The organism is Mycobacterium farcinogenes (assembly GCF_019739075.1).
GTDB classification, from domain to species: domain Bacteria; phylum Actinomycetota; class Actinomycetes; order Mycobacteriales; family Mycobacteriaceae; genus Mycobacterium; species Mycobacterium senegalense.
The window spans coordinates 1,573,940-1,595,480 of the sequence record NZ_CP081673.1; the positions used below are offsets into that span (position 1 = coordinate 1,573,940).

At 66.6% G+C, this 21,541-nt stretch carries 22 protein-coding genes and 1 pseudogene; 6 read left to right on the forward strand and 17 right to left on the reverse strand.

The genetic code is table 11. The features are described from left to right. Positions 1 to 55 precede the first annotated feature (55 nt). The 7 genes from K6L26_RS07370 to K6L26_RS07400 are packed head-to-tail and all read right to left on the reverse strand — an operon-like array spanning position 56 to position 6,269. Complete coding sequence (locus K6L26_RS07370; RefSeq protein WP_019345065.1) at positions 56 to 763, reverse strand: anti-sigma factor; 708 nt, start codon at positions 761 to 763, stop codon at positions 56 to 58. After that, positions 760 to 1,341 carry a sigma-70 family RNA polymerase sigma factor gene (locus K6L26_RS07375; RefSeq protein WP_064896838.1) on the reverse strand — a complete coding sequence of 194 codons (582 nt, stop codon included), beginning with the start codon at positions 1,339 to 1,341 and terminating at the stop codon, positions 760 to 762. Before K6L26_RS07375 ends, K6L26_RS07370 begins: the two co-directional genes overlap by 4 nt. 2 nt (positions 1,342 to 1,343) lie before the next feature. Beyond that, positions 1,344 to 2,111, reverse strand: a complete 768-nt coding sequence (locus K6L26_RS07380; protein ID WP_372514823.1) for a DUF1295 domain-containing protein — start codon at positions 2,109 to 2,111, stop codon at positions 1,344 to 1,346. A gap of 8 nt (positions 2,112 to 2,119) precedes the next feature. Then, positions 2,120 to 3,388, reverse strand: coding sequence for a class I SAM-dependent methyltransferase (locus K6L26_RS07385; RefSeq protein WP_064896834.1), 1,269 nt, complete (start codon positions 3,386 to 3,388; stop codon positions 2,120 to 2,122). Continuing rightward, positions 3,385 to 4,116 carry a DUF1365 domain-containing protein gene (locus K6L26_RS07390; RefSeq protein ID WP_064896832.1) on the reverse strand — a complete coding sequence of 244 codons (732 nt, stop codon included), beginning with the start codon at positions 4,114 to 4,116 and terminating at the stop codon, positions 3,385 to 3,387. The genes K6L26_RS07385 and K6L26_RS07390 overlap by 4 nt, the downstream gene beginning before the upstream one ends. Further along, positions 4,110 to 5,402, reverse strand: coding sequence for an NAD(P)/FAD-dependent oxidoreductase (locus K6L26_RS07395; RefSeq protein ID WP_372516592.1), 1,293 nt, complete (start codon positions 5,400 to 5,402; stop codon positions 4,110 to 4,112). Before K6L26_RS07395 ends, K6L26_RS07390 begins: the two co-directional genes overlap by 7 nt. 51 nt (positions 5,403 to 5,453) lie before the next feature. Beyond that, the gene (locus K6L26_RS07400; RefSeq protein ID WP_019347227.1) at positions 5,454 to 6,269 is read right to left on the reverse strand and encodes an LLM class F420-dependent oxidoreductase; all 816 of its coding nucleotides are present in this window, start codon (positions 6,267 to 6,269) and stop codon (positions 5,454 to 5,456) included. A gap of 62 nt (positions 6,270 to 6,331) precedes the next feature. On the opposite strand from K6L26_RS07400, the gene K6L26_RS07405 reads away from it, so the two are divergent. Then, positions 6,332 to 7,429 (forward strand): glutamate--cysteine ligase 2, encoded by a 1,098-nt coding sequence (locus K6L26_RS07405; protein WP_043369938.1) that lies wholly within the window; start codon positions 6,332 to 6,334, stop codon positions 7,427 to 7,429. A gap of 5 nt (positions 7,430 to 7,434) precedes the next feature. On the opposite strand, the pseudogene K6L26_RS07410 reads toward K6L26_RS07405, so the two are convergent. From K6L26_RS07410 to K6L26_RS07430, 5 genes and pseudogenes are all read right to left on the reverse strand, one after another. Further along, positions 7,435 to 7,845: pseudogene (locus tag K6L26_RS07410) on the reverse strand (gamma-glutamylcyclotransferase family protein); the annotation flags it as partial. After that, positions 7,846 to 9,072 (reverse strand): Nramp family divalent metal transporter, encoded by a 1,227-nt coding sequence (locus K6L26_RS07415; RefSeq protein WP_064896830.1) that lies wholly within the window; start codon positions 9,070 to 9,072, stop codon positions 7,846 to 7,848. A 90-nt stretch (positions 9,073 to 9,162) separates the two neighbouring features. Then, positions 9,163 to 9,387 carry a hypothetical protein gene (locus K6L26_RS07420; RefSeq protein ID WP_019347231.1) on the reverse strand — a complete coding sequence of 75 codons (225 nt, stop codon included), beginning with the start codon at positions 9,385 to 9,387 and terminating at the stop codon, positions 9,163 to 9,165. A gap of 44 nt (positions 9,388 to 9,431) precedes the next feature. Then, positions 9,432 to 10,511: an NAD(P)H-dependent amine dehydrogenase family protein gene (locus tag K6L26_RS07425; RefSeq protein ID WP_064896828.1), complete on the reverse strand. Its 1,080-nt coding sequence runs from the start codon at positions 10,509 to 10,511 to the stop codon at positions 9,432 to 9,434. Positions 10,512 to 10,519: 8 nt separating this feature from the next. After that, on the reverse strand, positions 10,520 to 11,311 hold the full coding sequence (locus K6L26_RS07430; protein WP_036392980.1) for an SDR family oxidoreductase: 792 nt from the start codon (positions 11,309 to 11,311) through the stop codon (positions 10,520 to 10,522). A 184-nt stretch (positions 11,312 to 11,495) separates the two neighbouring features. On the opposite strand from K6L26_RS07430, the gene K6L26_RS07435 reads away from it, so the two are divergent. Both K6L26_RS07435 and K6L26_RS07440 read left to right on the forward strand, forming a co-directional pair. Next, positions 11,496 to 11,966, forward strand: a complete 471-nt coding sequence (locus K6L26_RS07435) for a glucose-6-phosphate dehydrogenase (RefSeq protein ID WP_064896826.1) — start codon at positions 11,496 to 11,498, stop codon at positions 11,964 to 11,966. A gap of 151 nt (positions 11,967 to 12,117) precedes the next feature. Next, complete coding sequence (locus K6L26_RS07440) at positions 12,118 to 12,441, forward strand: hypothetical protein (RefSeq protein WP_245008700.1); 324 nt, start codon at positions 12,118 to 12,120, stop codon at positions 12,439 to 12,441. Between the two features lies 1 nt (position 12,442). Here K6L26_RS07440 and K6L26_RS07445 read toward each other — a convergent pair whose 3' ends face one another. Then, a complete protein-coding gene (locus tag K6L26_RS07445) occupies positions 12,443 to 13,327 on the reverse strand; it encodes a non-homologous end joining protein Ku (RefSeq protein WP_019347028.1) in 885 nt (294 codons plus the stop codon). A 325-nt stretch (positions 13,328 to 13,652) separates the two neighbouring features. Here K6L26_RS07445 and K6L26_RS07450 point away from each other — a divergent pair, with 325 nt between their 5' ends. Further along, the gene (locus tag K6L26_RS07450) at positions 13,653 to 14,894 is read left to right on the forward strand and encodes a hypothetical protein (RefSeq protein ID WP_165608717.1); all 1,242 of its coding nucleotides are present in this window, start codon (positions 13,653 to 13,655) and stop codon (positions 14,892 to 14,894) included. A 36-nt stretch (positions 14,895 to 14,930) separates the two neighbouring features. Here the strand turns inward: K6L26_RS07450 and K6L26_RS07455 are convergent, their stop codons facing one another. Further along, positions 14,931 to 15,578 carry a pyridoxamine 5'-phosphate oxidase family protein gene (locus K6L26_RS07455; RefSeq protein ID WP_064896825.1) on the reverse strand — a complete coding sequence of 216 codons (648 nt, stop codon included), beginning with the start codon at positions 15,576 to 15,578 and terminating at the stop codon, positions 14,931 to 14,933. 79 nt (positions 15,579 to 15,657) lie between these two features. Between K6L26_RS07455 and K6L26_RS07460 the strand changes: the two genes are divergently transcribed. Beyond that, entirely contained in the window at positions 15,658 to 17,085 is a 1,428-nt protein-coding gene (locus K6L26_RS07460) for a MocR-like pyridoxine biosynthesis transcription factor PdxR (protein WP_064896823.1), read from the forward strand. Here the strand turns inward: K6L26_RS07460 and K6L26_RS07465 are convergent. Both K6L26_RS07465 and K6L26_RS07470 read right to left on the reverse strand, forming a co-directional pair. Further along, positions 17,076 to 17,996, reverse strand: a complete 921-nt coding sequence (locus K6L26_RS07465; RefSeq protein ID WP_064896821.1) for a carbohydrate kinase family protein — start codon at positions 17,994 to 17,996, stop codon at positions 17,076 to 17,078. The two genes, K6L26_RS07460 and K6L26_RS07465, sit on opposite strands and share 10 nt — an antisense overlap. A gap of 23 nt (positions 17,997 to 18,019) precedes the next feature. After that, the gene (locus K6L26_RS07470; protein ID WP_372516593.1) at positions 18,020 to 18,637 is read right to left on the reverse strand and encodes a cutinase family protein; all 618 of its coding nucleotides are present in this window, start codon (positions 18,635 to 18,637) and stop codon (positions 18,020 to 18,022) included. Positions 18,638 to 18,763: 126 nt separating this feature from the next. Here K6L26_RS07470 and K6L26_RS07475 point away from each other — a divergent pair, with 126 nt between their 5' ends. Beyond that, entirely contained in the window at positions 18,764 to 21,043 is a 2,280-nt protein-coding gene (locus K6L26_RS07475) for an ATP-dependent DNA ligase (protein WP_064896968.1), read from the forward strand. On the opposite strand, the gene rnhA is transcribed toward K6L26_RS07475, so the two are convergent. Beyond that, the gene (gene rnhA, locus K6L26_RS07480) at positions 21,032 to 21,517 is read right to left on the reverse strand and encodes a ribonuclease HI (RefSeq protein ID WP_019344599.1); all 486 of its coding nucleotides are present in this window, start codon (positions 21,515 to 21,517) and stop codon (positions 21,032 to 21,034) included. The genes K6L26_RS07475 and rnhA overlap by 12 nt on opposite strands. Positions 21,518 to 21,541: the final 24 nt, after the last annotated feature.

Sequence of the window (21,541 nt, forward strand, 5' to 3'; positions counted from 1 at the left end):
TCCCGGCTCGTGCGGTGAGGTCAGTGATACCCGGCGTGCCGCCGCCTCATGCGTGTCACCGCAATGGCAGCTCGGCGAAGATCGGCGTGGTTGGTGCGGTCGAGCCAACGCCCGGCTCGACCGTGAAGGCCAGTGCCGACGCGTCGCCGAGGTCCGGTAGCACGGCCGTGGTCGACGGCGCGACGGCAGCGGAGTCCATGGTGCCGGCCGACGTCGCGGAGCCCTCGCGCAACAGCCACATCTGATACACCGTGCCGGTCTGCGGGGGCGTCACACCGTTCATCACCAGCACGCCGGCGTTGCGCTCGCGGGAGAACACCACGGTCGCGGTACCGCCGGTGGGGATGGTGCCGGAGACCGTCCGCACGTCAGGAGCGGCGAAGATCTGCTCGGCCGTCGTGGTCTGCGGACTCGGGCGCACTGCGATGCCGATGCCGATGCCGGCCAAGGCGATGACGACCGCCGCTGCGGCCGCCAGCCCGATGTTTCGCCAGCGTGCAGTGGGCCGTGGACGCAGTTCGGGCGCGGAGACCGCCGCCAACAGTTGCTCGCGCAGTTGCGGCGGCGGCTCGAGAGCTGTCGATCCCGCCAGGCGGGCCATGGTTTCCCGCACATCCCGCACCTCGGTCGTGAATTGGGCTACGACCTCGGGAGAAGCAGCGGCCAGGCGTTGTTCGATGTCGGCGCGCTCACTGTCGGATATCGCGTGCAGCGCGTACGGGGTTGCCAGATCGAGAAGTTCGGAGTCAAGTGGTTCGGTCATGCCGCCCCCAGACAATTGCGCAGGCCACGGAGGGCGTCGCGCATCCGCGATTTGACGGTGGCAAGGTTGGCCGCCAGCCGTTGAGAGACCTGGCTGTAGGTCAGCCCGTCGTAGTAGGCGAGGTGGATGCACTCGCGCTGGGCATCGGTCAGCGACGAGAGGCATTCAGCCACCCGGCGCTGTTCGTCCTGGGTGATCACGGAGTCTGCGACATGGTCGGCGGGCGGATCGACGCTGGTGGCGCCATATCGGGACTCACGCCGGGTGGCAGCTTGTTCGGCACGCACCCGGTCGACTGCCCGTCGGTGGGCGAGGGTCATCAGCCAGGCCATCGGCGATCCGGCCGTCGGGTCATAGCTGTTCGCGGAGCGCCACACCTGCAGGTAGATGTCCTGGGTGGTTTCCTCGCTGTATCCCGGGTCCCGCAGCACCTGAGTGACCAAGCCGAACACCCGCGACCGCGTGTGGTCGTACAGTTCGGCAAAGGCGTCGACATCGCGTCGGGCCACCCGCCGCAGCAACGCGTCGAGTTCGGCGGTCACCCACAGCAGCCTAGTCACCGGGGCCTGCGCCGTCATGTTTATCCAGATCTGGGTGGCATCGGTATGAAAAATGAAGTGCGCGAACAGTACTCCGCAAAGCCCGGCCGGCCTGCCATATGTCTCTCAGCCAGCCGGGCACCTGTCGCGTACACCAGGAAATACGTCATCAGCACCGGGGACAGCACCGTCGCGAGCGACAGCCAGCCGCAGACGGTCACCAGCCACAGTCCCCACCACACGCAGCTGTCGCCGAAATAGTTCGGATGGCGGGTCCAGGCCCACAACCCGCGGTCCATGATCACGCCCCGGTGGGCCGGGTCGGATTTGAACCGGCGCAACTGGTGGTCGCCGATCGCCTCGAACGTCAGTCCGACGGCCCAGATCAGAACGCCCACAATCACGACCGGTCGTAGAACCGCCGGGGTCGGCCCCAAGGTCGAGGACAGCTGCACCGGCAGTGAAACGAACCAGGTAGCCGCTCCCTGGATCACGAACACCTTGCGCAGCACATGACCGGTCGAATAGTCACCACCCAACAGTTCTTGATAGCGCGGATCTTCGCCCTTGCCCGCGGTCTTGAGCACCATGTGCCACGACAGCCGGCCTGCCCATAGCGTGATGAGGACCAACAGCAGGATGCGCCGGAACAGGTCGCCGCTTCCGAGAACGGTGCTGACGGCGGCTACCGCGATGAATCCGACGCCCCACGCTACGTCGACGACGTTGTACCGCCCGAGGTTTCGTCCGATCACGAACGTCGCCCCGTGCACGACGGCGAGAGCGGCGAGCGATACCGCGGTGACGATGAGCAGGTTCACCGGTGTCCTCCTGTCGGGGCGAATGCCCACTGGTATACGTCGAGATAGCCCGAGGCGAAACCCGCTTCGGAGTACGCCAGGTACAGCTCCCACATGCGGGTGAAGACATCGTCGAAGCCGAGTGCCGTCACCGCGTCACGGCGCGAGAGGAACTGTTGCCGCCACAGCCGCAAGGTTTCGGCGTAATGCGGCCGCAGAGACAACATGTCGACGGTGCGCAGCCGGGTGTGTCGCTCGGTGAGACCGATGACGGCTTCGACCGACGGCAGCAGCCCGCCGGGGAAGATGTACTTCTGGATCCAGGTGTACGTGTCACGCGAGGCCAGCATGCGGTCGTGCGGCATGGTGATCGCCTGGATCGCAACCCTGCCGCCGGGGGTGACGAGCCGGTCCAGCTCTCGAAAATAGGTGGGCCAGAACCGATATCCCACTGCTTCCACCATCTCGACCGACACCACAGCGTCGTAGCAGCCGTCGATGTCGCGGTAGTCTCGTAGCTCGATACTGACCCGGTCCGACAGGCCGGCCGCTGCCACCCGTTGCCGCGCCAGCCGTTGTTGCTCGGCGGACAGGGTCACCGAGCGGACTCGCGCGCCGCGCTCGGCGGCACGGATGCAGAGTTCACCCCAGCCGGTACCGATCTCGAGGACTCGGCTGCCCCGCCCGACGTGCACCGTGTCGAGGAGCCGTTCGATCTTTCGGCGCTGGGCGTCGGCCAGGCCGGCCGCCGTGCCCGGCAGTTGCGGGAAGAGCGCACTGGAGTACGTCATCGTCTCGTCGAGAAATTCCGCGAACAGCTCGTTCGACAGGTCGTAGTGCGCCGCGATGTTGCGGCGGGACTGCGTGGGGTCGTTGTGGGCAGAGCGCGGCGACCGGGGCAGCGTCACCGTCCGGAATCGTTGCAGCGCAGCGGGAACCAGATCGCTCATGGACTTGCCGAACTCGGTGAGCAACCCGACGAGATCATCGGAATGCCACTCACCGGCCATGTACGACTCGCCGAATCCGATCAGTCCGTGGCAGCCGATCCGTCGGGCCAGGGCCTGTGGTCGTTCGACGACCATGGTGGGCAGGGTCGGATCGGCGGCCCCGATCACGGTTCCGTCAGGGAACGTCAACCGCACCGGCAGTGTCGAGACGGCCCGTCGCAACAGCCGGTCAGCCACTGCGCCGGATACCGCCGCGACCGGGCCACGTGGTGGGCGCGCCACGTCCGGCCAGCGGGTCGGGTCGATGGCGGGCGACGTTCCGGTCCGGGTGCTCACAGTGGCCTTCCTTGGTTCTCGACTTCTTCGGTGGGGCGGGGGATGACCGGAACGCGGCGCAGCCACAACTTGATCCCTTCGACCCTGATGGCGATGGCTCCGGCCAGCGGCGCCAGCGGTGTGCTCAGTTGCAGACGGAGGATTTCCCGCAGGTCCGCCGGCCTACGGTCGCCGCGAAGCGTGGCGACAAAGGCCGGATGGCCTTGGCGATGAAGGGAAATCGTCACGTCGAGGTGTTCGCCCGGTTCCGGTGCCAGGACCCGGTAGTGGCCTTCGACGGCATTGAACGGTGAGACGTACATGCGCTTGGGCACGCTCGCGGGTTGTTCGGCAGGTAGCAGGTAGGCATGTCGCTGGCCGTAGGTGTTGTGGACCTCGGCGACCACGTAGCGCAGTGCACCGGCTGCGTCGTGGCACCAGTACAAGCTGAGCGGGTTGAACACATATCCGAGCACACGCGCCTGCAGCAGCGCGGTCACCCGGCCGCCGCCGAGATCAACATCACGTGACCGGAGGAAGGCGTCGACCCGTTGGCGCAGTGAGTCTTTCGCCGCACCAGTGAAATGGTCGTCGGCCTCGAACCGGGCGAACGGTCCGAGCCATCGCGGCAAGCGCGGCATCCGGTCGAGATCGACGTACCAGCTGTATCCGCGGTAGCTGAACCGATGGTGCACGGGCGCCCGGCGGACGTGGGTGATCCTGGTGCGGTACAGCGCGGGTGTCAGCATGCCAGGGGCTCCGCAAGGGCCCCGCCGGTCCACCGGGCGCCCAATCGCTCCGCAGCCCGCAATCCCGATGCCGCGCCGTCCTCATGAAATCCCCAGCCGTGGTAGGCGCCGGCGAAGACGATCCGGCCGTCGTTGAGGCCGGGCAGGAGTTGTTGTGCAGCAACAGATTCCCTGGTGTAGGCCGGATGCTCGTAGACCATCTCGGCGACCACCTTCGACGGGTCCACCCGATGGGCGCCGCCCAGGGTCACCAGATACCGCCGAGAGCCGCCCAGCCTCATCAGTCTGGTGATGTCGTAGCTGACTGTCACCGCGTGGTCTTCGGAATCGATCAGGTAGTTCCAGGAAGCCCGCGCCTTCGGCAGGCGGGGCAGCACCGACTCATCGGTGTGCAGCTGAGCCTGGTTGAGGCTATAGGGTATGGCCCCGAGGATGCGCCGTTCGTCCTCGGTGGGGTGGTCGAGCATCAGCAGTGCCTGGTGCGGATGGGTGGCGATGACCGCGGCATCGAACCGCCGCGGCGGCTGCCCATCGACGCTGATCAGCACGCCGTCCGCGCACCGCCGCACGGATCGAACGCGCGCGCCCGTCATCGCCTCGGGCAACCGGGACACGATGGCTTCGACGTAGATGGCCGACCCGCCGGCCACGGTGCGCCATGTCGGAGAACCGAACACGGACAGCATGCCGTGGTGTTGGAGGAAGACGAACAGGTACCTCGCGGGGTAGCGCAACGCCTCACCTGGCGGGCAGGACCACACCGCGGCCACGAGTGGGGTGATGAATCGGTCGGTGAAATACCGGGAGAATCCGTGCCGGTGCAGGAACTCGTCGAGGGTGACCTCGTCTCCGCTCGCCGTGTGCCGCAGTAATTGGGTTGCCAGCCGGTGAAATCGGGTGATCTCGCCCAGCATCAGCAGATAGCGTGGCCGGCCCAGATTGGACCAGCTGGGAAACAGCCCGCCCACGCCTCGCGCTCCGGCGTACTCAAGGCCGGTGCCGTCATCGCGTACGGACATCGACATGTCGGCGTCCTGCGTACGGATCCCGAGTTCGTCGAACAACCGGCACAGGGTCGGATATGTGCGGTCGTTGTGCACCAGGAAGGCGGTGTCGAGTGCGACGGTGCGCCCGTCTTCGTCGACGTGTTGGGTATGGGCGTGCCCACCGAAGCGCGTATCTGCTTCCAGCAGGGTGACGCGGTCACGTGCGGACAGGACATGCGCGGCGGTGAGGCCGGCGACGCCGCTACCTATCACCGCGACGGTGCGCCCACGAGGATGAATGTGTTCCACATCCGGTATTCGGAGCTGATCGATCCCCGGATGGGAAGACTTCTACCGGAGTTCGGCGATCACCTTCCCGAATGCCTCGGCGTGGGCGATCTGCACGATGATGTAGGTGATTCCGTACTTGTCGCGCAGGCCGCGAATTCGGTCGGCCATGGCGCTGACAGACCCGGACAGCACACCGGGGTGACGGAGCAGCTCGTCGTCGCTGAGCCCCGGCAGGAAGTGGCGCGGCACGTTCAGGATGGGCATCTCGGTACCGGGGGCGGGCATCGCGGTGATGGCGATGTTGAGCTCCAGGTCGTCGAACCTTTCACCGGCGGCCTTGCGCAGGAACGAGATCCGCTCGGCCAGTGGGTCGCCTTCGACGTGATCGCCGCCGGTCAGGCCGACGATATCGGCAGTCTGGGCGGCCACGGTCAGCAGCCGGTCACCGTTGCCCGCGATCAGGATCGGGATGTCGGGCGCATGCTCGTTCAGATACTCGGTGGTGTGGCGCAGGTAGTCGATGCGTTCGCGCGCGCTGGGGAAGGGCAGTTCGGCGGCGTCGAACTCCTCGCGCACATAGCCGGCGCCCAGACCGAGGTCGAAGCGTCCCTCGGACAGATCCCACAGGGCGCTCGCGTCGCGGGCCAGCAGCGCCGGCTTGTAGAAGCCGGCGTTGAGCACGAACGTCCCGACGCGCAGTGTGCTGGTGGCCGCAGCCACCGCTGTCAGGGTGGGAAACGGGGCGGCCGCACCCAGATGGTCGGGCACGTTGAGGACGTCGAAGCCGAGGTCCTCGGCCCGGCGGGCCACGTCGGCGATCTGCGATTGGGACCCGGTGGCGCGCAGGCTGACACCAAAACGGAAATCGTTGGGCATCACCCGATCTTAGGCACGGAGACCACAGGTTTGGGCGCGTCTGCCGCGGGCAATTCTGAGCCGTGACAAGTCATCCGACGATGGGTGTGGAGGAAGAGTTCCTACTCATCGACCCGCAGAGCGGCGAACCGATCGCCCGCAACAAACAGGTCGCCGCGCATGCCGCCGAGCACGGGGTCGACCTGCAACTGGAGTTGACCAGCTGCCAGGTCGAAACCACCACAGACGTGCTGGGCAGCAGCAGCGCGTTGCGTCGGGAACTGACCAGATTGCGCCGGGTCGCCACCGAGGCAGCGGCGGCCAGCGGGGCACAGCTGTTGGCGGTCGGGTTGCCGCCGACCGTGCCACACAAATTCCCGGTGACACCGACTGCGCGCTACCGCAGGATCGCCCACCGGTTCGGCATGATCGCGCACGAACAGGGCATCTGCGGCTGTCATGTCCACGTCGCGGTACCGGACTCGGAGGCCGCGATCCACGTCAGCAACTGGCTCCGGCCCTGGCTGCACGTGCTGTTGGCGCTGACCGCCAACTCGGCGATCTACCGCAACACCGACAGCGGCTACGCCAGCTTCCGCAGTGTGCTGTGGTCGCGGTGGCCGAGCTCGGGACCTCCGCCGCACTTCGGTTCAGCCGCGGACTACGACGCCTGCGTCGCCATGCTGGAGCGGGCCGGGGCCGCGTTGGACGACGGCATGATCTATTGGGATGTGCGTCCGTCGGCGAATTTCCCGACCGTTGAGGTACGGGTGTCCGACGTGCCGGCGACGGTGGCCGAGACGGTGCTGCTGGCCACCCTGATCCGTGCCGGGGTGATGACGGCACTGCAGCTGCGTGCCGAGGGGGAATCCGTTCCGGTGCTGGCGGATTACGCGGTTCGATCGGCACATTGGAAGGCCGCCCATGACGGGCTCGAAGGCGACGGTATCGACCTGCTGGGAGACCAGTCGACAGTTCCGGTGCGCGACCTTTTGGACCGGTTCGTTCAGACGGTACGGCCCGCGTTGGATGCGCTGGGTGATTACGAGATGGTGCGCGGCGAGATCGCGCGCATCGCGGCCGAGGGGAACGGCGCGATGCGGCAGCGGCGGGCCTGGCGTGAGCGCAATGAAATCGCTGATGTGATAAACGAATTGGCATCAGCCGTGACCAGCGATTAACCGGCCCAGAGCCGCAGGAATTCGACCCACGGATGCGGAAGTTGGTGGTGTAACGCACCGGCGAGGATGCGTTCCAGGTAACCCGGCCGCGGCGGACCGGGCTGGACGCGATGATCGATGTAGATCCAGGCCGGCTCGGGGCCTCCGGCGGTGTGTACGGTCAGCCGTTCACGGCGATAGCGGACCGGGACTCCCTCGGCGCTGTCCAGTGCGGCCAGGTCCTGGTCGGTGACCTGCCACAGCACGCCGTGGACTTGCGATGCGCCGAGTGGCTCGACGGTGGCTACGCCGCGCTGGTTGATCAGCCAGCTGTGGCCGTCGAGGCGGGCCGGCCGAGGAGCGACCGCGCCCGGACAGCGCCGGGCCATCTGTGTCACGCACAGATTCGAGCCGTAGGCGAAGTACGGGTGAAGCATTCAGCCCGTGACGGTCAGATAGATCAGCACCACGTTGAGCACACTAATCAACCCGGCAACGCCCCAGCCCAGCCCCGTGGTGACCTTGTGGTTGACGTCGTCGCCCATCAGGCTCGCCTTGCTCGTCAACCGCACCAGCGGGATCAGCGCCAGCGGTATGCCGAACGACAACACCACCTGGGACAGCACCAGGGCGCGGCTGGGGTCCACGCCGATGGCCAGGATGACCAGGGCCGGGATCAGGGTGACCAAACGGCGCAGCAACAACGGGTAGGAACGGCGCAGCAACCCTTGCATGATCATCGCGCCCGCATAGGCGCCGACGGAGGTGGACGCCAGGCCGGACGCCAGCAATCCGATGGCGAACAGCAGCGCGACGGTGGGGCCCAAGGTGTCGCGTACCGCGGCGTGCGCGCCCTCGATGGAATCGGTGTTGTCGTGTCCCTGCAAGTTGGTGGCCGCGACCAGCAGCATGGCCAGGTTCACCGCGCCGGCCAGCAGCATCGCCAGGCCGACGTCGTAGCGGGTGATCCGCAGCAGGCGGCGCCGCACGGCGCCCGGTTGCAGGTGGCCGTGGCGGTCGCGGGCCAGGCCGGAATGCAGGTAGACCGCGTGTGGCATCACTGTGGCGCCGAGCATCGCGGTGGCCAACAGCAGGCTTTCGGCGCCCTGGAAGCGGGGGATGAGTCCCGCTGCGACCTCCGCCGCCGGGGGAGTTTTGACGAACAAGCTGGTCAGGAAACCGATGGCGATGATCATCAGCAGCCCGGTGATAACCCGCTCGAAGACCCCCTGTCCCCGCCGGTTCTGCACACTCAGCAGCAGCAGTGACACCGCGCCGGTGATCACACCGCCGACCAGCAGCGGCAGATCGAACAGCAGGTGTAATGCGATCGCGCCGCCCACGACTTCGGCGAGATCGGTTGCCACAGCGACTAATTCGGCCTGAAGCCAGTAGGCGAGGCGGGTCGGGGTGCGGGTGTGGTCGGCTACCACCTCGGGCAGGGTGCGGCCGGTGACCAGACCGAGTTTGGCCGAGAGGTACTGCACCAGCCCCGCCATCGCGTTGGCCACGACGATGACCCACACCAGCAGGTAGCCGAACTGGGCTCCCGCGCTCACGTTGGCGGCGACGTTGCCGGGATCGACATAGGCGATCGCGGCGACGAACGCCGGGCCGAGCAGCAGCCAACTCGGCACCACGCGCGTCTTGGTGTCCTCTAACAACGTCCCCGCCTTCTATCCGGGTATGCGAATAGAAAAGTTAGGGTACCCGAAACCTTGCGGTGCTACTCAACCCGCCGGCGAGCGCGGCCGTCACCAGCCGATACCGATGCCACCGAACCCGAATACCGGTCCGTACCAGGGGCCGTAATTGTTCATGGGCGGCGGGGACGTCACGATCTGGGTGCTGCCCTTGGTCTGGCACTGCGTGGTGTGCGGCGACGTACTGGTGCAGTTCGGAGCGGCCGCGGCGGCCGGGGCCGACACAATCGCCGAACAGGCCAGCCCTGCGGCCAAGCACCGAACCATGTTGCTCATGACCTACTCCGATCCTGGAGCAAGTCTACGTCCAAATGGGACTGTCAGCGCTGGTCAGAGTACAGACCCTTACCGGTGATCAACGGCAGATCCAGCGTCGTGCGGATACCCGGCTTGGCGTCGACCACGGCCGGGATGGCGTTGACCACCCGTGCTGCCGTGGCGACCAGGCCCGCATGGTTGTGGTCACCGTTGGGGCTGCTGAGGCACAGGTCCAAGGTGTAGGACGGTTCGCCCGTCACCACCACCCGGTACGAGCCGCCTTCCTGGGCGGGTTGCGGCCACTCGGGGCACAGGTCGTCGCGCAATCGAGTTACGTGCTCGAGCACTACGGCGGCCTTGCCGTCGCGGATGCCTCGTACCTCGAACCGCAGCGCGGCGGCAGTACCCGCGGAGATGTGCCCGGCCGCGATGTCGAAGTCCTCGGGGGCGGGCACCCGGGTGTGCTCCTCGGTCACCTCATCGAGTTCGATACCGAGACCGGCGGCCAGCTGACGCACCACCGAACCCCAGGCCAGGCTCAGCACCCCTGGTTGCAGCAGCATCGGCGTCTCGTCGATCGGCTTGCCGAAACCCATCACATCGAACATCACCGCTGCGCTGTCGTAGGTCGCGTAGTCGACGATCTCCATGCACCGGATCTGCTGGATCTGCTGGCACGTGCCCGCAAGAGCAAGCGGCAGAAGGTCATTCGCGAAGCCGGGGTCGATGCCGTTGACAAATATGCTGGCCCCGCCCGCTTCGGCAGCACTGGCGATCGGCTCGATCAGCTCTGCCGGCAGGACCTCCCACGGATACTGCAGGAACACCGCCGAGCTGGCGACGACGTTGACACCGGCGGCCAGGATGCGCCGGTAGTCCTCGAGTGCCTCGGGCAGTCGATTGTCGGCGAGGGCGGTGTACACCACGCAGTCCGGTTTGGCCGCCAGGATCGCGTCGAGGTCGTTGGTTGCCAGGATGCCGGTTGAAACATCAACACCGGCAAGCTCACCGGCGTCCTTGCCGGCCTTGGCCGGCGACGACACCCACACACCGGTCAGTTCGTAGTCCGGGTTGGTGACGAGCTGCTTGAGCGCATGCTTGCCGACGTTCCCGGTACCGACTGCGGCTACACGAATGGTCATCTCACTCCTCAGAGGTCGGGGATGGGCAGATCGAGGTTGGGCATGTTGAGGCCGCCGTCGACCTCAAGGACCTTGCCGGTCAGATAGCTGCCCGCAGGGGAGGACAGGTACACCGCGGCAGCGGCGATGTCGGCCGGGTCGCCGAGCCGGCGCAGCGGGGTGGCCTTCTCCATCGGGTCGCGCAGCGCGTCGTTGGACGCGACGATGTCGAGTGCCGAGGTCAGGATCGAGCCGGGCGCGATCGCGTTGACGCGGATACGCGGGCTGAGGTCCAGCGCGGAGAGCCGGGTGTAATGCGCCAGGGCCGCCTTGGCGGTGCCGTAGGCGGCGAATCCGCGCCCGGCCAGGCGGCCCACCGCGGAGGTGATGTTGATGATGCTGCCGCCGCCGGAGTGCTCGAGCATCAGCGGCACCGCCGCGCAGGTCAACGCGTGCGCGGTGGACACGTTGAACGTGAACGCATCACGCAGGTCCTTGGCCGACGTGTTCATCAGTGGTGCGGGCATGGTCCCGCCGACGTTGTTGACGACGATGTCTAGTTTCCCGAACGCCTCCACCGCGGTAGCCGCCAGTTCGGCGGTGGTCTCGGGATGGGCCAGGTCGGCGGCGACGACGTGAGCCTTGCGTCCTACCGCCGCGATCTGCTCGGCGACCGCGTCGAGTTGGGCCTCGGTGCGGGCGGCGATGACCACGTCCGCACCGGCTTCCGCGAATGCCAGGGCGGTGGCGGCACCCAGTCCGCGGCCCGCTCCGGTGACGATCGCAACCTTGTCGTCCAGTCGGAATCTATCCAGGATCACATGCACTCCGTTCGCTTGCTCGGCGTCACGCTAGCAGGGTGAAGCACCGCTCGTGAGGCATTTCTGAAACACGTTCTAGTCGGCCCGTGGAACGCCGTACCGCCGTCACGCGTCGGCCAAAGCGCCACCGCGGCCCCGGTCGCAGGAGCACAATTGAGTTGTCAGCTCAAGGTGGGGAGTCTCGATGACTCGGCAGCGATACGACTTCTTCGGCGACGTGTTCGCGGAGTATTTCCATCCCGCGATCGACCGCTATCCCTCGACGGCCGGCCCGCTCGTCCATCGCCTGCTCGCATGTACCGACGACGTGCAGGACCGCCTCGCTTCGGCTCGGCTGGCGGCGGAGGTATGGGGGCAGGAGGAACTGGGGCATCCCGGCCCCCCCGTGTCGGAGTTGTTCGTGTTCACCCAGTGCGGACTCATGTACGGCGCTCGGTTCACCGACATGCACCATGGGCTGTATTACCTGGCCACCCCGCGCGCGATGTTCGATGCCTTCGTCGATCAGATCGAGCACACGCCGTTGCGGTTGGGCACCGTTGTCGCGGTCGACCGCCGCTGCAGCCATGACCTCGAATCGGCCCATCCGATGGATGCGGCGCTGCGCCGCATGCTGGACGAACACGAGGCCTTGCGCGTCGACGTCGTCGCTTGAGGACGTTCAACGGCGTTGATGTTAACGCTGTGTTTCAGCGGCGTACGCTGCGTGTTAACCGGTGTGGATTCGGTATGAGATTGTCCGACAACGGAATTCGCCGATTTAGGTTTAGCCCACTTCATCGAAACCGAAGGGATGGGCTGACCAAGTGAAACGGAACTTGAGTAGCGTGTGTGCCGCCGCTGTCGGATTGTGTGGGCTCGGGATTGGGTTGGCTGTGCCGGCCGGCGCGGCGCCGACGGACGCGTCGGCGAGCGAGACCATCAGTGAACTCGAAGGCCAGGGCTACCGGGTGATCTTGAGCAAGGTGGGCACCAAAGCCATCGACGACTGCACGGTGAGTGCTGTTCGGCAAGGCCGTTCGGTCACCGCGCCGCAGGTGCCGACCGGCGCGGCCAGCATCACGTCGTTCAACCCCGGGCAGAACCTGCAGTACACCACGGTGTACGTGGATCTGGACTGCCGTCGCTGAGCTACTTCTTGGCGGCGGCCTTCTTGGCCGCTGCTTTTTTGGCCGGCGCTTTCTTCGCGGGCGCCTTCTTGGCCGGCTCCTTCTCTTTCGCCGCACCCCCGCGGGCCTTCACGCTGGCCTCGAGTTTGGCGAGAAGGTCGGAGACATCCTCGGTCTCGTCGAGCTCGGTCGGTTGCTCTTCAACCGAGAACGCTTCTCCGCCTTCGAGTTTGGCTTGGACCAGCTCGTGCAGCTGTTCTTGGTAATCGTCGCGGAACTGGTCCGGCTTGAAATCGTCGGTCATCGACTCCACGACCTGCCCGGCCATCTTCAACTCGGCCGGTTTGATCTCGACTTCCTTGTCCAGCACCGGGAAGTCGGGATCGCGGATCTCGTCGGGCCACAGCAGGGTGTGGATCATCATCACATTGCGCTTGCTGAAGTCCTTGACCCGCAAGGCCGCCAGCCGCGTCTTGTTGCGTAGCGAGAAGTGCACGATCGCGATGCGGTCGGTCTCGGCGAGGGTCTTGGCCAGCAATACGTAGGACTTCGACGACTTGGAATCCGGCTCCAGGAAATAGCTCTTGTCGTACATGAGCGGGTCGAGTTGTTCGGCCGGGATGAATTCGACGACTTCGATCTCGCGACTGCGTTCCTCGGGAAGGGTGGCGATGTCCTCGTCGGTGATCACCACCATTTGGCCGTCGTCGGACTCGAAGGCCTTGTTGATGTCGCGGAACTCGACGACCTCGCCGCACACTTCGCAAACCCTCTTGTAGCGGATGCGTCCGTTGTCCTTGGCGTGGACCTGATGGAACTTGATGTCGTGGTCTTCGGTCGCGCTGTAGACCTTGACCGGGACGTTCACCAGGCCGAAGGCGATCGAACCCTTCCAGATGGATCGCATAAGGCCAGTATGGCGGAAACGGCCACCCGTCGGGGTGATCGCGGTTGCCCGGTGGCGAATTGGGTCGGCAGATCGGGGACAGCCGGCTTATTTGACGCCGGAAGTATTTTCGCTCTTAACATGTCTCGCCCTGCCATTAGTTGGCTGGTGGCCGGCCGAATGATGCCTCAATCTGCTGATTGATGAATGCATTCTGATAGCCGGCAGCGAGGCCTTATGGACTACTTACGCGGCGCCGCGGGGAAGATAAATTCGTTCAGCAAATTCTCAGGTAGCTTTCTGTTTGCCCGGGCTCTCATCCATCCACCTTTCAGAGGGGATCAATATGGAAGCAGTTGCTCGTTCGTATCTGATGGCAGGTGTGGCGCTCGTGGGCGCAGGTGCCATCGCTGTGGGGCCCGTTCAGGCCCTGCCGCCGGATATCGAGGTGCCGGCCACGACATCGTCGGCCGTCGCTGTCGAGTTGAACGCCCTCGTCAACCCAATCGAATTGTGGGCCACCGTCTTCAGTACGACCGCGACCAATGTCGGGGATCTGGTCGAGACCGTGCTGGCCAACCCGGCACCGGTGTTGGGCAAGGTCGTCGACAACAGTCTGATCAGTGCCGAGGTGTTCGCCTCGGTCGCGAGCGCGTTCTTCACCGGTTTTTTCAACGGCATCGGCACTGTGCCGGCGCAGATCCAGAACGCCGTGACGCTGATCCAGGAAGGCAACATCTACGACGGTGTCGTCAACCTGGCCACCGCCTTCCTGTCCCCGGTCGTGGCAGGCGCATTCCCGGCGATAATCCAACTGCCCAACATCGTCGCGGTCCTGCAGAACCCGTTCGACAATATTTCGTCGGTGATCGCGGAGGCGATCCCGGCGTTCATCGGTAGCGTCGGCTTCCCGTTGCTGACTCAGGTGCTCGCGCCCGTGGCGCAGATCGGCTACACCGGACAGGCGATCTATGACGGAGTGCAGGCGGGTGACTTCGAAGCGGTGGCCAATGCGGTCATCAGTTTCCCGTCGGACATGGTCAACACGATCCTCAACAGCAGCCCGCCCGAAATCGGCATTCCCGGTCTGCTCGGGCCCGGCGGCCTGGTGGCGGGATTGCTCGCACTCCGCGAAACCATCGCCGATGCGATTCACCCGCCGGCGGTGAGCAGTCCGCCCTCACTGTCGGTGGCTGAGGCGCCCAATTTGAAAGCCGCTGCCATCACGGTAGATACCGGCGACATCGCCGGGATCGAGGGAGCGGCGACGGACGGTGACACCGCACGCGGAGTCGGCATCGAGGCTGCTGCGGCGACGGCCGACGACGACGGCGGCGTCGCCACCGAGGATGAGGCCGAGAAGTCCGACGACGGAGCGGAGGTCGTCAAGACCGGCCCGGCAGCCAAACCGAGCAGGCTCAGCGCCGGCGCCAAGGGGCAGGCGCGTGGTTCTCAGGCGGTGAACACGCTGCGCGCGGATGTGCAGAAGTCGGTCAAGAGGTTCGGTGACCGGGTGAACAAGGCGCTCGGCGGCAAGACCAAGGCGGAGAAGAAGGCGAGCACCGCCGGCGGCGGCGCGGACGAATAATCCGACTGGACATGATCAGTGGCCCCCTGACGGCGATCAGGGGGTCACTGCTGTGCGTCCCACAAGGCGGTGCACGGACTCCGGTGCCTGGATGTCCCCATTGACCCAGGGCGCCGGAATCGGGTCCCCGGCCACGGTCCGCAGCGGCACGACACCGGCCCATCCGCCGGAATCGGCCGCGTCGTCCGGCGGGGAGGGCGGTGCGTCACGTACCTTTACCGTCCAGCCGTCGGGCTCGATCGGTAGCGCCAACGCGAGTGTCGCGGAGAGCTCCTTCTTGGTGCTGGACCGCACCTCAGCGCTGCGGCCGGGGATGAGGGCATCGCTCATCAGATCCAGCGCGTATCCCGCCTCGGCCGGGTCGATGACGGTCAGGTGCCCGCGTACGACAGCGGAACGGTAGTTGGCCGTGGAGTCGAAAAGCGTGTCCGCCACCACTATTCCGTCGAGCAGCGTCACGCACAGCGCGGCAGGAGCTCCGGCCGCGACATGGCGTAGCGCACCCGCGCCGGTCGACCCGTGCAGGATGATCCGGTCACCGTCGCGGGCGTAGAGCATGGGCACCACCCATGGCTGTCCGTCCACGACGGTTGCCAGCGTGCCCACGGCCGCGGCGTCGAGCACCGCGTCCAGGTCGGGCCGGTCGGTGCGGGCGCGCTCGCGTTCTCTCCTGATCTGCTTCACACGACGCATTCTCTGGGAATTCCGGCATGCTCAGAAGGTCCAGAATTCGCCATGCCGGACAGACCACTATTGTGACGACATGCCACGCCACGCACCCGAGCTGCACTTGGCCTGGCAGCTGCCCGCCGGCCCGTCGCCGCTACGCCAACGCATTGCCGCGGCAGTCATCGAGCAGATCCGGCTGGGCCGGCTCGGCCCCGGCGACGCACTACCGTCGACCCGCAGCCTGGCCGCCGAACTCGCAGTGGCGCGCTCGTCGGTGGTCGACGCATACGACGAGCTCGCCGCGGCCGGTTACACCACAGCCCGTCACGGGTCCGGCACACGGGTCGCCGCTGGTGCGGACGCCGCAGCCCGCGCAGGCGCGGCCTCTCACGTCACGTCGGGCACCGTCAGCAGGTCGATGCCGGCGGTCCCGCTTCCGCCACCGCCGGTCTGGGACCTCATGCCCGGTCACCCCGACCCGAGTCTCATCTCGACGAGCGACTGGCGACGGGCGTGGCGAGCGGCGGCAGCCGCAGCCGTGCCTGCCGAGGCCGCCGGCCCACATGGCCACGTTGAACTCCGTGTGGCCCTGGCGCAGCATTTGCGTCGCACCCGCGGGATCGCCGCTGACCCGGGTGAACTGGTCATCGTGCCCGGTGTGGCCGCGGCGCTGCGGACGGTCACCGCGGCGGCCCGACTGGGCGGACGCGATATCGCGTTCGAGGAGCCGGGCTATGACGAGGCGCGGCGTACGTTCGAAATGTCCGGTGCCCGAACGCGTGCGGTGACCGTCGATGGCGACGGCCTGGATCCGGCATCGCTTCGTGATTCGGATGCGGCCGTGTATTGCACTCCGGCACACCAGTATCCGCTCGGGGCGCGGCTACCCGTGGCACGTCGCGCCCGGCTCGTGCAGTGGGCGGTCGAGACCGGTGGCCTGCTGATCGAAGATGACTACGACGGCGAGTTCCGTTACGACGTTTCCGCGCTTCCCGCATTGCGGGGAATCGACGACGGCCGCGATTGTGTGGCCTACATCGGGACAGCGTCTAAGATCCTCACGCCCGCGTTGCGGCTGGCCTGGTTGCTGCCCCCGCCCGGGCTGCGGGATGCCGTCGCCGACGTACTGGAGCGCAGCGGTGAATCCGTATGCGGGGTAACCACTCTGGCGCTGGCCCGGTTCATCGAGTCGGGTGCGATGACCCGTCACCTCGCCAGGGCGGCGCGCACGTACTCGGCGCGGCGGTCGGCGCTCGTCGGTGCGCTCGGCCGGCGGTGCCCGAGCCTCCGACTGGAGGGGGTCGAGGCGGGTCTGCACGTCGTGGTGCGGTTGGCCGACGGGACCGACGACATCGCGACCGCCGCGAAGCTCGCTGATCAGGGCGTCACGGCATCGCCGCTGTCCACCTACTTCGCCGGTCCTGCCGATGCTCGGGGGCTGGTGTGCGGATACGCCCGCCTGCCCGAGACACAGGCGGACGCGGTGGCCGAGCGCATCGTCAGCGCGATCGGTCAGCCCTGAGCGCCGTCTCGTGTCGCACGGTCGGGCAGATCGGCGCCGGCCCGGCCGACGGTCAACGCCGCCGTCAACGCCGCGGCGTTCAACACGTTTTCGAGATCCTCGACGGTTATCCGGGCCAGGTCACGCCGACGGTCAGCGCCGAGCAAACCCAACGACCACAACGCGTCGAGCAGGCCGGTCATGAAGGCATCACCAGCCCCGACGGTGTCCACCACCTGCACCGGCTGCGCCGGAACCGACACCAACCCGGCTCGGCACAGGGCGAAGGCTCCCCGCTCGCCCGAGGTCACCGTGACGATGGACGGACCGACTTCCAGCCAGGCCCGCGCGATCTGTTCGGGGGAGTGCCGGGGGTCCATCCAGCGCAGATCGGCCTCGGACGCTTTGACGATGTCGGCGCGTTCGACGAGCCGGTCGATGCGGCCGCGGGCGATGTCATCGTCCTGGATCACGGCCGGCCGGACATTCGGGTCGAAGCTGATGGTCGCCGACATGCGGTAGGCGTCCAGCAGTGCGGCGGTGGCGCGACATCCCGGCTCCAGCACGGTGGCGATCGAGCCGGTGTGCACCAGAAGCGGGGTGGCCACCTCTGGGGTGCCGGCGAGCTGCCAGTCGATGTCGAAGGCGTAGTCAGCCGATCCGGCCGCATCCAGCGTGGCCACAGCGGTCGCGGTTCTGCTGGCCGTCGTGCTGCCCGAAACCAGTTGCACGCCAGAATCTTCGACATACTCGACGATCCGCTTGCCGTGATCGTCCTCAGCGATGTGGGTGAGGAAGTCGACGCCGCGGCCCAGCCGGCTCAGTCCGACGGCGACGTTGAGGGGGCTGCCCCCGACGTACTCGCCGATAACCGCACCGTCGCTCTCGACGATGTCGATCAGCGCCTCGCCGATCACCAGGGCACGGCTCATGGCTCCATGGTAGGTGTGATCGGCTAGACCCGTCCGGCGATGAAAGTCGCGGCCTGGTCGGGATACGGCGGAAGTTCGTAGGCGCTGTGCGCGGCGCGCAGGCGCCCACCCTGCACGCAAATCGGGTCGCCGGGGCTGCACAGGTCGATGGCCCGACCGGCGAATTGCCCGGTCCCGGACAGCGGGGTGCCGAACCGGTTGCCGGGATTGCCGAAGACCGCGACCGCCGCCACCCGATCGGCACCGGCCGGCGGCAGCGGGGGAGCTGAGCCGATGGTGCCGATGCGGTCACCGATCGGCGGCACACCGGCCAGCATGGACACCGCCGCCGCGCCTTGGGAGAACCCGCCGAGCACCACCCGGGTGCCGGGACATTGATCGGCCAACCAGGCGATGTGCCCGGCCGCATCGTTCGCGGCGTCCGCGGTCGTCAGGAAATTGATCCCGGCCGGATAGTTGACCGCATACACACCGAGGCTGCGGGGTGCGATCCGCGGGCCGAGCTGGTCGACCAGCGCATGGCCCACCCGGCCGATGCCGGGCGGTTCACCGGTGCCGCGAGCGAACACCACCTCCACGTCCGAGCAGGGATCCGCCGACGCCGTAGGCGCTGGGGTACTGACCACGGCCGCTGCGGGCATCAACATGACCACGGACCATCGGAGGAGCAAACAGGCCATGCGATTCAGTGCCATCCGGCCATGCTGACATGTCGTCGGAGTCTCTGTCTCGAATGTTGGGTATACGTTGGCCTCATGGCGGGCGTGATGGAGCGCTATGAGCGGGTTCGGCTGACGAATCCGGACAAAGTGCTCTATCCGGCCACCGGTACCACCAAAGCCGAGGTATTCGACTATTACCTCAGCATCGCCGAGGTGATGCTGCCGCACATCGCCGGGCGCCCGGTGACCCGAAAGCGTTGGCCGAACGGCGTCGCGGAGGCGTCGTTCTTCGAAAAGCAGCTGGCGTCCTCGGCGCCGGCGTGGCTTGAGCGCGGCACCATCGTGCACAAGTCGGGCACCACCACGTACCCGATCATCAACACCCGCGAGGGCCTGGCCTGGATTGCGCAGCAAGCCTCACTCGAAGTGCATGTGCCGCAATGGCGGTTCGATTCCGACGGCGGCCAGGGGCCGGCGACCCGCATCGTGTTCGACCTCGACCCGGGTGAGGGTGTCACGATGCCGCAGCTGTGCGAGGTGGCGCAGGCGGTGCGCGAGCTGATGGGGGACATCGGACTCACGACGTATCCGCTCACCAGCGGGAGCAAGGGCCTGCATCTGTATGTGCCGCTGGCCGAGGCGATCAGCTCGCGGGGCGCCTCGGTCCTGGCCAAACGGGTAGCTGTGCAACTGGAACAGGCGATGCCGAAACTGGTAACCGCCACCATGACTCGCAGCCTGCGCTCCGGCAAGGTGTTCCTGGACTGGAGCCAGAACAATGCCGCCAAGACCACGATCGCCCCGTACTCGCTGCGGGGCCGGGAACACCCGACCGTCGCCGTGCCCCGCACCTGGGACGAGATCGGCGATCCTGATCTGCGCCACCTGCGATTCGATGAAGTGCTGCAACGGGTTTCCGATGACGGCGACCTGCTGTCCGGACTGGATGACGATGCACCTGTGGCCGACAAGCTGACCACCTACCGCAGCATGCGTGACGCCGCCAAAACACCGGAGCCGGTGCCGAAACAGTCACCGAAGACGGGCAACAACGACAAGTTCGTGATCCAGGAGCATCATGCCCGCCGCTTGCACTACGACTTCCGGCTGGAACGCGACGGAGTGCTGGTGAGCTGGGCGGTGCCGAAGAATCTGCCGGAGACCACCTCGGAGAACCGGCTTGCCGTGCACACCGAGGACCACCCGATGGAGTATTTGACCTTCCACGGCGAGATCCCGAAAGGGGAATATGGCGGGGGCAAGGTCATCGTGTGGGACACCGGTACCTACGAGACGGAGAAGTTCAACGACAACTCACCCCACGGGCCGGACAAGGGCGGGGAAGTCATCGTCACGTTGCACGGGGCGAAGATCCAGGGCCGGTACGCGCTGATCCAAACCGAGGGAAAGAACTGGCTGGCGCACCGGATGAAGGACCAGAAATCCTCGACGCCCGACCCCAAGGACTTCGCGCCCATGCTGGCCACCGAGGGTTCGGTCGACAAGCTCAAGGCGACGCAGTGGGCGTTCGAGGGTAAGTGGGACGGGTACCGGGTGCTGGTGGATGCCGATCACGGTCGGCTGCAACTCCGTTCGCGCCGCGGACGCGACGTGACCGCGGAATACCCCCAGTTTCAGGCGCTGGCAGCCGATCTGGCCGATCACCACGTTGTTCTCGATGGCGAGGCGGTGGCACTCGATGACCATGGGGTGCCCAGCTTCGGCGAGATGCAGAACCGGGCCCGGTCTACCCGGGTGGAGTTCTGGGCGTTCGACATCTTGTGGCTGGATGGCCGGTCGTTGTTGCGGGCCAAGTATTCCGACCGGCGAAAGTTGTTGGAGGCGTTAGCTATCGGTGGGGGTCTGATCGTCCCCGAACCGCTGCCCGGGGACGGTCCGGAAGCCATGGACCATGCCCGCGAGCAAAGGTTCGAAGGTGTGGTGGCCAAGAAGCGCGATTCGACGTATCAGCCGGGCCGGCGTTCGGCGTCGTGGATCAAGGACAAGATCTGGAACACCCAGGAAGTGATCATCGGTGGTTGGCGCCAAGGTGAGGGTGGGCGCAGCAGCGGGATCGGCGCACTGGTACTCGGGGTGCCGGGCCCCGACGGATTGCAGTTCGCCGGGCGGGTCGGCACCGGGTTCACCGAGAAGGAACTGACCAAGCTCAAGGGCATGCTGAAACCCCTGCACACCAAGGAATCGCCGTTCGACGCACCGCTGCCCAAGCTAGACGCCAAGGGCGTCACCTTTGTCCGGCCCGAACTGGTCGGTGAGGTCCGCTACAGCGAGCGGACCTCGGATCACCGGCTGCGCCAGCCCAGTTGGCGGGGTCTCCGCCCGGACAAGACGCCGGATGAGGTGGTGTGGGAGTCAGGACACTAGATCGCGGGAACCGTCGAGTGCTTCCCGCAGGCCCTTGGTAGCCAGCTCATCGGCCAGTTCGTTGTCGGCGATACCTGAATGACCTTTCACCCAGAACCACTCGACCTGATGTTGCGCGCAGGCAGCCTGCAACCGCTGCCAAAGGTCGACGTTTTTCACCGGCTGTTTCGCCGCGGTCAGCCAGCCGTTGCGTTCCCAACCGAGCACCCACTTGGTGATGCCGTTGCGCACGTAGGTGCTGTCGGTGTGGAGATGCACCACCACGGGCCGGGTGAGCGCCTCGAGCGCCATGATCGGCGCCATCAGCTCCATCCGGTTGTTGCTCGTCGTGCCGGGGTCGCCGCCGTACATCTCGCGTACATGCTCACGATGGCGCAGCACCGCACCCCATCCGCCAGGTCCGGGGTTGGGCCGGCAGCCCCCGTCGGTGTGGATCACCACGACGTCGTGGTTCAGGGGTCCGGCGTCGGTCATGCGCTGAGGATAGGCAACGGCATC

Excerpts from the sequence above, each read along its gene's own strand:
- K6L26_RS07435 (WP_064896826.1), top strand. The coding sequence starts at position 11,496 with ATGACTCGGCAGCGATACGACTTCTTCGGCGACGTGTTCGCGGAGTAT.
- K6L26_RS07475 (WP_064896968.1), top strand. The coding sequence starts at position 18,764 with ATGGAGCGCTATGAGCGGGTTCGGCTGACGAATCCGGACAAAGTGCTC.
- K6L26_RS07460 (WP_064896823.1), top strand. The coding sequence starts at position 15,658 with ATGCCACGCCACGCACCCGAGCTGCACTTGGCCTGGCAGCTGCCCGCC.
- K6L26_RS07445 (WP_019347028.1), bottom strand. The coding sequence starts at position 13,327 with ATGCGATCCATCTGGAAGGGTTCGATCGCCTTCGGCCTGGTGAACGTC.
- K6L26_RS07390 (WP_064896832.1), bottom strand. The coding sequence starts at position 4,116 with ATGCTGACACCCGCGCTGTACCGCACCAGGATCACCCACGTCCGCCGG.
- K6L26_RS07465 (WP_064896821.1), bottom strand. The coding sequence starts at position 17,996 with ATGAGCCGTGCCCTGGTGATCGGCGAGGCGCTGATCGACATCGTCGAG.
- K6L26_RS07450 (WP_165608717.1), top strand. The coding sequence starts at position 13,653 with ATGGAAGCAGTTGCTCGTTCGTATCTGATGGCAGGTGTGGCGCTCGTG.
- K6L26_RS07425 (WP_064896828.1), bottom strand. The coding sequence starts at position 10,511 with ATGACCATTCGTGTAGCCGCAGTCGGTACCGGGAACGTCGGCAAGCAT.
- K6L26_RS07370 (WP_019345065.1), bottom strand. The coding sequence starts at position 763 with ATGACCGAACCACTTGACTCCGAACTTCTCGATCTGGCAACCCCGTAC.
- K6L26_RS07420 (WP_019347231.1), bottom strand. The coding sequence starts at position 9,387 with ATGAGCAACATGGTTCGGTGCTTGGCCGCAGGGCTGGCCTGTTCGGCG.
- K6L26_RS07400 (WP_019347227.1), bottom strand. The coding sequence starts at position 6,269 with ATGCCCAACGATTTCCGTTTTGGTGTCAGCCTGCGCGCCACCGGGTCC.
- rnhA (WP_019344599.1), bottom strand. The coding sequence starts at position 21,517 with ATGACCGACGCCGGACCCCTGAACCACGACGTCGTGGTGATCCACACC.
- K6L26_RS07470 (WP_372516593.1), bottom strand. The coding sequence starts at position 18,637 with ATGCCCGCAGCGGCCGTGGTCAGTACCCCAGCGCCTACGGCGTCGGCG.
- K6L26_RS07375 (WP_064896838.1), bottom strand. The coding sequence starts at position 1,341 with ATGACGGCGCAGGCCCCGGTGACTAGGCTGCTGTGGGTGACCGCCGAA.